This window comes from uncultured Lamprocystis sp., assembly GCF_903933125.1.
GTDB lineage: Bacteria > Pseudomonadota > Gammaproteobacteria > Chromatiales > Chromatiaceae > Thiodictyon.
Genome location: NZ_CAIZIZ010000504.1, coordinates 1 through 7826, shown reverse-complemented (window position 1 = coordinate 7826; position 7826 = coordinate 1). Strand labels below are relative to the sequence as shown.

9 protein-coding genes are annotated in these 7826 nt (G+C 62.5%); 7 read left to right on the top strand and 2 right to left on the bottom strand.

What is annotated here, in order from left to right; translation table 11 throughout:
- Positions 1-331 precede the first annotated feature (331 nt).
- On the bottom strand, positions 332-658 hold the full coding sequence (locus QZY03_RS27630) for a hypothetical protein (RefSeq protein ID WP_295586880.1): 327 nt from the start codon (positions 656-658) through the stop codon (positions 332-334).
- 44 nt (positions 659-702) lie between these two features.
- A complete protein-coding gene (locus QZY03_RS27625) occupies positions 703-1809 on the bottom strand; it encodes a site-specific integrase (RefSeq protein ID WP_295586878.1) in 1107 nt (368 codons plus the stop codon).
- Positions 1810-2524: 715 nt separating this feature from the next.
- On the opposite strand from QZY03_RS27625, the gene QZY03_RS27620 reads away from it, so the two are divergent.
- From QZY03_RS27620 to dnaB, 7 genes are all read left to right on the top strand, one after another.
- Positions 2525-3730 carry a site-specific integrase gene (locus tag QZY03_RS27620; RefSeq protein ID WP_295586876.1) on the top strand — a complete coding sequence of 402 codons (1206 nt, stop codon included), beginning with the start codon at positions 2525-2527 and terminating at the stop codon, positions 3728-3730.
- Between the two features lie 29 nt (positions 3731-3759).
- The gene (locus QZY03_RS27615) at positions 3760-3984 is read left to right on the top strand and encodes a hypothetical protein (protein ID WP_295586874.1); all 225 of its coding nucleotides are present in this window, start codon (positions 3760-3762) and stop codon (positions 3982-3984) included.
- 4 nt (positions 3985-3988) lie between these two features.
- A complete protein-coding gene (locus QZY03_RS27610) occupies positions 3989-4315 on the top strand; it encodes a hypothetical protein (protein WP_295586872.1) in 327 nt (108 codons plus the stop codon).
- Between the two features lie 98 nt (positions 4316-4413).
- A complete protein-coding gene (locus tag QZY03_RS27605; RefSeq protein WP_295586870.1) occupies positions 4414-5016 on the top strand; it encodes a hypothetical protein in 603 nt (200 codons plus the stop codon).
- Between the two features lie 105 nt (positions 5017-5121).
- Positions 5122-5367, top strand: a complete 246-nt coding sequence (locus QZY03_RS27600) for a helix-turn-helix domain-containing protein (RefSeq protein ID WP_363168380.1) — start codon at positions 5122-5124, stop codon at positions 5365-5367.
- 648 nt (positions 5368-6015) lie between these two features.
- On the top strand, positions 6016-6498 hold the full coding sequence (locus QZY03_RS32305; RefSeq protein ID WP_363168384.1) for a DnaT-like ssDNA-binding domain-containing protein: 483 nt from the start codon (positions 6016-6018) through the stop codon (positions 6496-6498).
- 2 nt (positions 6499-6500) lie between these two features.
- Positions 6501-7700 (top strand): replicative DNA helicase, encoded by a 1200-nt coding sequence (dnaB, locus tag QZY03_RS27595; protein WP_295586868.1) that lies wholly within the window; start codon positions 6501-6503, stop codon positions 7698-7700.
- Positions 7701-7826 lie beyond the last annotated feature (126 nt).

Below are 7826 nucleotides of genomic sequence, written 5' to 3'. Positions count from 1 at the left end.
TGCACGGCGAGAGCGGGTAAGATCGACATGGAATGCGGGCTCGTTTAGTTTTTAATCAACGGATTAGGCACCTTCGATTAGACCCTGAATAGAGTCCGCATTCACCTTTAAGTCGCTGAAATGTAATCGCAATAGGCCGCTATTCCGCGCCCTCAGCGAGGCCGTCGAGCGGCTGATAAGTATATTAGCTAACACTAATAAACAAATCATTTCGTGTGCGCTTTTTTGCGCTGCATACTGTGTATTTCCTATTCGGCAACCAAATTAAAAGTAGGAAACTTCAGTAAGTATAGACTATGCTAGAAAAATTGCATTAAGGCGCGTCCGGTTATTAAATGGCGCCTCGATAATCCGGTTTCACTTCGCCCCCTCCCGCCCGAAATACCGCTGGTTCGGCTGCTTCCGTCCGATCCTCCGGGAACAGGAAAGGCATTGCCGACCGTTGCCCCGTGCGTTCTGCCCATTTGCGCAAGTCCGCGCGCTTGCAATAGAGAATACCCTTCGCTTTCGCCCATTCGGATTCCCTGGTTACAACATCCTGGCAGGGGACTTCCTTCTTAATTCGCTCAAGCATCTCGAACAACTCTTTCGACGAGAAAACCCCTTGCCCGGCCTCCGGGGGCTCCAGGTCGGCGCACAGGTACATGGCGGTTTTCACGGGGAAGTAGTCCTCTCCATCCCAACGGTCATAGTAGGGCCTTCTCACTTCGCCCCCTCCCCAAAATACCGCGCGTTCATCCGCTCGACTACGGATGCGGTATGGGCCTCGCTCAGATGGGCGTACCTCTTGACCATGCTCAAGGTCTTGTGCCCAAGGACTTCGGCAATCTCCGCGAGGCTCGCGCCGTTCATGGCGAGGTAGGACGCGGCGGTGTGGCGCAAGTCATGCCAACGGAAGTCGGCAATCTCCGCGCGCTTCAATGCGGTCTCAAACGGGGTGCGCAGGTCGATAGGCTTGGCCGGGCGCGTGTGCCCCGGAAAGATCAAGTCGGTATCCAGGCGCCGGACCTTGGAGCGTTCGCGCAGTAGGTCCAAGGCAGGACCGGCCAAGGGTAGAACCCGGATTTCGCCGTTCTTGGTCTCGTGCAGGGTGGCAACGCGGCGGGCAAGGTCTACCTGGGGCCAACGCAGACTCATGATTTCCTGTTGCCGGGCTCCCGTGGACAGGGCCAGGATCACGGCGGGGTAAAGATCCTTGTTGCTCGACCCCCGGCAGGCGGTCAGGAAGCGTTCGCGCTCGTCATCGGACAGGAAACGAACCCGGCCGCGGGGCTCTTTGGGCTTCGTCACCTTCAACAGCGGGTTGAACTCGATCCATCCCCATTCCTTCACGGCCACGGTGAAGCAGTGCGACAGGGCCGCGAGGTAGCGGTTGACGGTGGCCGGTGAACGGGTGCGCTCGGGTCCGGCCTTGGCTTGATCCTTCGCCATGCTCGGGACCGGCTCCCGGCTCAGGGTGTCGCGGTACTCGGCAATCAGGGCCGGGGTCACATCGGCCAGGGTCCGGGCGCCGATCTGGTCTTTCCACCAAGCCAACTGTGTTGCCTGGGGGCCTTGGGTCTTGGCCTTCTTGGTGGGCAACACGTCGCGGGTGTAGCGGTCGATCAGGTCGGCCAGGGTGTGCCGCTTGGCTTCCACGGTCCCGAAGTGCCGCCCTTCACGGATCGCGGTTTCGGTCGCACTGGCCCACTTGCGGGCGTCGGTCTTGCGCTCGAAAGTGGCGCGCTGTGCCGGGTAGCCTTTCAGGCGGACCTCGACGCGGTAGGAGGGTGCGCCGGTCGAGTCGGTGCGCTTGGTTAGGGTCGCCATGGGTCAGGCTCCCATGGTCGGACGCGTGCGGGCGTTATACTTGGCGGTAGCCATGGCGGAACCTCGTTGACAGGTTGCGTGGTGGTCAGGGCCTCGGGTCGGTTCCAGCCGATTCGGGGCCTGTTCGTCTCAGGGCTAAAGTGTACAACAAACGGCAGAACACGGCAGAACACGGCAGGAACCGGCAACGCAGGATATCCTATCCGCTGTTGTGCTGTCGCCAGATACTGATCCTCAAGAGGTCACTGAGTGCGCCATGAGTCCGCGGCGCAGTGATGGCGCAGTCACAGAAAAAACGGGGTCGAATCCGGGCCGTTTGGCCGGTCTTGGCGAGGGGTCTCAGGTGTCCAGCAGGGGGCGCCGGAGCGGTGGGCAGGGTGCGCCTTGTGGTCGGGTGTTGCGGGCCAGTGCGCCGTGAGTGCGCCACGGCAAAGAAAAAGGGCCTAGCCGTGAAGCTAAGCCCTTGTTTTATTGGAGCAGATGGGCGGATTCGAACCGCCGACCTACTGATTACGAATCTGAGCGTCGCTCTTTCGCTCGTTTACTATTGGTTACGATTCCTTACGATCTTCCAACGGCTTAGGCCGTCCGCTTGTGCTATCCTTTACTGCACGGCGCGCCCTGATACGCTCCCTTCTGGTGACTCAGTGGTGACTCAGTGGTGACTCAAAGCCGAGCAACTGACTGGTGACTCAGGAACCGAGGGTAACGGGCTATGCGACTGACAAAACGAATAATCGACTCCCTGACATATCAGGGAACCGGCAATGCGCGCTTTGTGGTCTGGGACGATGATCCGCCAGGGTTCGGCTGTCGGGTTTATCCGGGCGGCCGTAAGGCGTTCGTGCTGTCCTATCGCGCGGGGGATCGCAAGCGGCTGTTGACCATCGGCACCTTTGGCGTCCTAACCCTGGACCAAGCCCGCATCGTGGCCCGGTCGGAACTGGCGAAGGTCGAGACCGAAGGCGCTGACCCGGTAGCAACCCGCGAACAGGAACGCCAAGGCGAAACCATGCGCGACTTGTGCCTCGCCTACATGGATCGGCACGGCAACGCCAAGAAGTCAGGGGACGAGGACCAACGGCGGATCAATGCCTACGTCCTGCCCAAATGGGGAAGCCTCAAGGCGCGGACGATCACCCGGCCGGACATCGAGGCCTTACATCGCACCATCGGCAAGCGCGCCCCGTATGAGGCCAACCGAGTGCTTGCCCTGCTGTCCAAGATGTTCGAGCTTGCCCGCCGCTGGGGATTCGTTCCCGAGGGGCATAGCAACCCGGCCCGTGACATTGATCGCTTCACGGAGGCCAAGCGCGACCGTTGGGTGAGTGCCGACGAACTGCCCCGCCTGGCCCAAGCGATCAACGAGGAACCGAACGCATCGGCCCGCGCGGCCCTGTGGCTGTACCTGCTGACCGGAGCCCGCAAGACCGAGCTACTCACGGCCCGATGGTGCGATGTGGATTGGACACGGGCAGAACTGCGCTTACCCGACACCAAGGCCGGCCGGGTGCATTACATCCCCCTGAGCCCGCCTGCCGTGGCCCTGCTGCGCGACCTGCCCCAGACCGAGGGCAACCCCTACGTCCTGCCCGGCAAGCTGCCAGGCGCTCATCTGGTCAACATCAGCAAGCCTTGGGGGCGAGTCCGTGCGGCGGCCGGTGTTGAGGATGTGCGGCTGCATGACCTTCGTCGCACGGTCGGTTCCTGGCTCGCACAATCGGGCAACTCGCTACACCTGATCGGCCGGGTTCTGAATCACTCCAACCAGTCAACCACCGCGGTCTATGCCCGCTTCGGTGAGGACTCGGTACGGGCGGCCCTGGACCAACACGGCGCCCGGATCATGGGTGTTGCAGGGATGACCCCGAGTGCAGAAGTGACCGCGCTACCGCCCTGCGCCCGGACCGCCGCCAAGTGACCCGCACCCTTTCACCCGGAGAACCGACGATGACCGCAGACATTGAAAGCCTGGTCCTGGAACACCTGCGAGCGATTCGCGCAACCCAAACCGACCACGGCGAACGACTCACGAGCATCGAGCTAAACCTTGCCACGCTCGGGCAGCAAGTCGGCGCCCTGACAACGGCGGTTTACTCGGGCAAGTCCGACCTGGACGGCCTGCGGCGCCGTGTCGAGCGGATTGAACGGCGCCTTGAATTGACCGAGGGCTAAGGACATGGCCACCTTCATTCTTGACACTCTGGCCTATTCCGAAACCCTCAAAGCTGGCGGGTTCAGCGAGCAGCAAGCCGCAACCCAGGCCCGCGCCCTCGCGGAAATCCTTGATCGACAGATGGCAACCAAGGCCGAAGTAGCCGAGCACGAGAACAACTTGCAGCACGCAATTGAAGTCTTGCGCCTGGAATTGAAGCGCGACCTTGCTGAGACCAACACCCGGATTGCCGAGACGAAAGCCGACTTGACCCGCTGGGTTATTGGCGTGGGCTTTCTGCAAACGACCATCATTATTGGCGTTCTGTTGAAGGTCGCGAAGCTGGTTTGACCGTTACGGCCGGGTCTAGGTTAGCTCCCGAAAAGGCGGCCCCTTCACCGCCCTGACCCGGCCCCTTCTTGAAGGCTTGCGCCCGAAGGTGCGCCCCCATGAAAACAGGCCATGACCGCCCGGCTGATCCTGCCCCAGACACACCCCCAACCGCGCCAGACTTTACCGCATGGGACATGCTCGACAGCTTTACCATTGCTGAAGCCGCGTCGCTATGGCTGAATGTGGAGCCATTAGACAATGACGTTTTGATCGGTCCGTATAAAAGACAAGCATTAGCGCGCGCATTAGCTGATAAGCTCGGATTGACGGATGGTCACTGCGGCCCGGATAAGATGGTAGACCGAAATGCTTTGCGCTCTCTCGCAATAGAAAGCAATAAGCGCCCGCCTTTTCTATTCCCGGAAGATCGACAAGGTGATTCCGCCGAAGAAGACGCGCAAGGGAAGTCGTTAGGAAAGCGAGAGCGCACGACCTTTCTAATTATTGTCGCGGCCCTATGCGATATAGCGAACTTTGACCTATCGCAGGGACACAAGGTTGCAGGCGCTATCGCGAACCAAACTAGCTTAAATGGCGTGCCTATTGACTCTGGGGGTATCGCAGAAAAGCTAAAGGAAATCCCCAAAGCAATAGAGTCTAAAAAGAAACAGATTGATGGCCTGTCCGGGCTCGGGCGAGCGGCAAACCATAGGAACTAGCGTAGTTCCGACGAAAGCCATCGGAACTATCGTAGTTCCGACCGCGCCCCGGTTGCACCGCGTAACCTTTGCCGTGGAACGAAACCCACGACAGAGGAACGCGAGTTGAGCAACTCGATAGCAACACCCAGAGCCTTGCACGACGAGAAGCGCGAAGCCGAAAGACTCGGTTTCTCGGTGCGTACCCTGCAACAGTGGCGGGTGAAAGGTGGAGGCCCGCCATATTTCAAGCTCGGGTCTGCGGTTCGCTATGACCCAGTGCAGGTTGATTCTTGGCTGGACGAACACACCCGCGTCGATACCGGACCATCGGCGGGACCTGCCCCGGCCAGTCGTGCCCGTGGATGCTGACGAACCATGGACAACGCCAACCAAACACCGGGCGAGCCCCGGACGGGCGCCCCTGCCAGCGATCCGAGCGCCAGACATGACAAGGCCCCGCTCGGTCACAACACCGAGACGGGGCCAAGAGGGGGCGGGACATCGGCAGGCAACCGACAGCGACATGGTAGCGCACCCCGCGCGACCCCGCCTCGCGAGGGCGGCTATGGCTGGCGATTGGCCCACGGTCTTCTGACCTGGCGAGACATCGCCCGCCGCTGGCGGTTCGAGCGGCCCACCCCGCCCGGTTGCCTGTGCCCGCTCCCGACCACGCCCAAGCTTCCCCGCTGGCGTCAGGGGGGCACATGATCGCGGGCGCCGCCGACGTGCTGAAATGGCTTCGCGCTGTCCAGGCCCGGCCGGAACTGACCCATGCGGAAAGGTGCGCAGCATTCGCGCTTGCCCTGCGGATCAACGGACACACCGGCCGCTTGAACCCCTCTAAGTCAACGGTTGGGGCCGATTCAGGAACCAGCGAGACCGTAGCCAAGCGAACCATTGCGAAGCTGCAAGCCGCCGAACTTGTAGCGGTCGAAGGGTCGAACGGGCGCACATCGAACAGTTACGCCCTGACCCTGCCAGAAGCCCCCAACCCGGCCGCTACCGGCCCGGTTGAATGTGCCCAACCCGGCCGCTACCGGACCCGTCCGCTACAGACCCGCAACCCGGCCGCTACAGACCCGCCAACCCGGCCGCTACAGACCCGCCAACCCGGCCGCTACCGGCCTACGAACAGAAGAAGGAACAGAAGAAGAACAGAGAGGAGTACGCGCCGACGAAATACGTCGGTCGCGTGCGTCGCGTGCGTCACCGACAAAATGCCCTTCGGACTGGGAACCGGACAATCGCTCGCGTGAGTGGATCGAGAGCTTCGGGGTAACCGTCGAGGCCGCGCGTCCTGCTGTTCTGGAGTTCCGTGACTACTGGTCAGGCCGGACAACGAAGCGCGCCGACTGGCAAGCCACGTTTCGCCGGAACGGCAAGGTCGAGGGGTCGCTGATCCGACTCCGCGACGCTGGCAGCAAATCGGCCGGGGCGAGTTTCCGCGCTACCCCCGAACCGACCGGAGCCGCCTACCGCTACTTCGCCCCCGAGGATTGACCATGGACCTGTCCGACCTTCACGTTCCGCCGCATTCGATCCATGCCGAGCAGGCTTTGATTGGCAGTCTGATGCTCGACAATGCCCGCTTTGACGACGTGGCCGATCTGCTTGCCCCGGATGACTTCTACCGCGGGGAGCACCGCGAACTCTACCGCGCCCTGTGCGATCTGGCCGCGGCCGGGCGGCCCTTCGACCTGGTGACGATGGCGGAGGCGCTGGAGCGATCCGGACGCCTGGACGCAGCCGGCGGACTGTCCTACCTGGGAACGCTGGCACATGAGACGCCCACGGCAGCAAACGCGACCCACTACGCCCGCACCGTCGCCAGCCTCTCAACCCTGCGCCGCTTGTCCGCAGCCTGCGCCGATGGGCACGCCTTGGCCATGGACCCCGGCACCGCCGACCCGGCAACCATCGCTGCCGACATCGAGGCGCGCATCTTCGCCGCCGCGGAACGCACCGGAGCCCACCCCGGCCCCAAGAGCGCCGCCGCCCTGCTGCCGGGTGTTCTGGAGGACCTGGACCGCCGCAGCACCGGACAGGGGGCGCAGGGACTCGCTACCGGCTTGATTGACCTGGATCGCCGGATCGGCGGGATGGACCCAGGGCAGTTGATCCTGATCGGAGCCCGGCCCGGTGTCGGCAAGTCTGCCCTGGCCCTGGGTGTTGCGCTTCACGTCGCCGTCAACGAGGGGCGGCCCGTCGCCTTCTTCTCGCTGGAAATGTCCGCGGACGAAGTGACACAACGCGCCCTTGCCGGTTTGGCGCGCGTCCCCGTTCACCGGCTGCGATCTGGCCGGCTTGAGCCCGACCACTGGGAGTCAGTGACCGGCGCCAGCACGCTGCTACGCAAGGCCCCATTGCACATTGACGAGACCGCCGCCCTTTGCCCCGCTGAATTGCGCGCCCGGTGTCGGCGGCTAAAGCGTCAAGCCGGGGACCTGGGTTTGATCGTGGTCGATTACATTGGACTCATGCGGAGCGACCGCGACCGACGCACAGATAACCGCGTCCAAGAGTTGTCGCACCTATCGGGATCACTCAAGGCCCTGGCAAAAGAGATCGGCGTTCCCGTGCTGGCCCTGTCGCAATTGAACCGGGGGACCGAATCCCGCTCCAATCGCCGGCCGATGATCGCCGACCTTCGCGAGTTGGGTTCACTGGAGCAAGACGCCGACGTGGTGTTAAACCTCGCCTAGGCCGGGATGCGTAATTTCTCTTCCTCTGGATCGAGCGTCGTTTTCGTCCAGAGCCGGTCGGCAACGGCAAACGGATCGACGTTGATCGTGTGCGCAAAGTCGCTCACCCGGGCGACCAACTCCGCC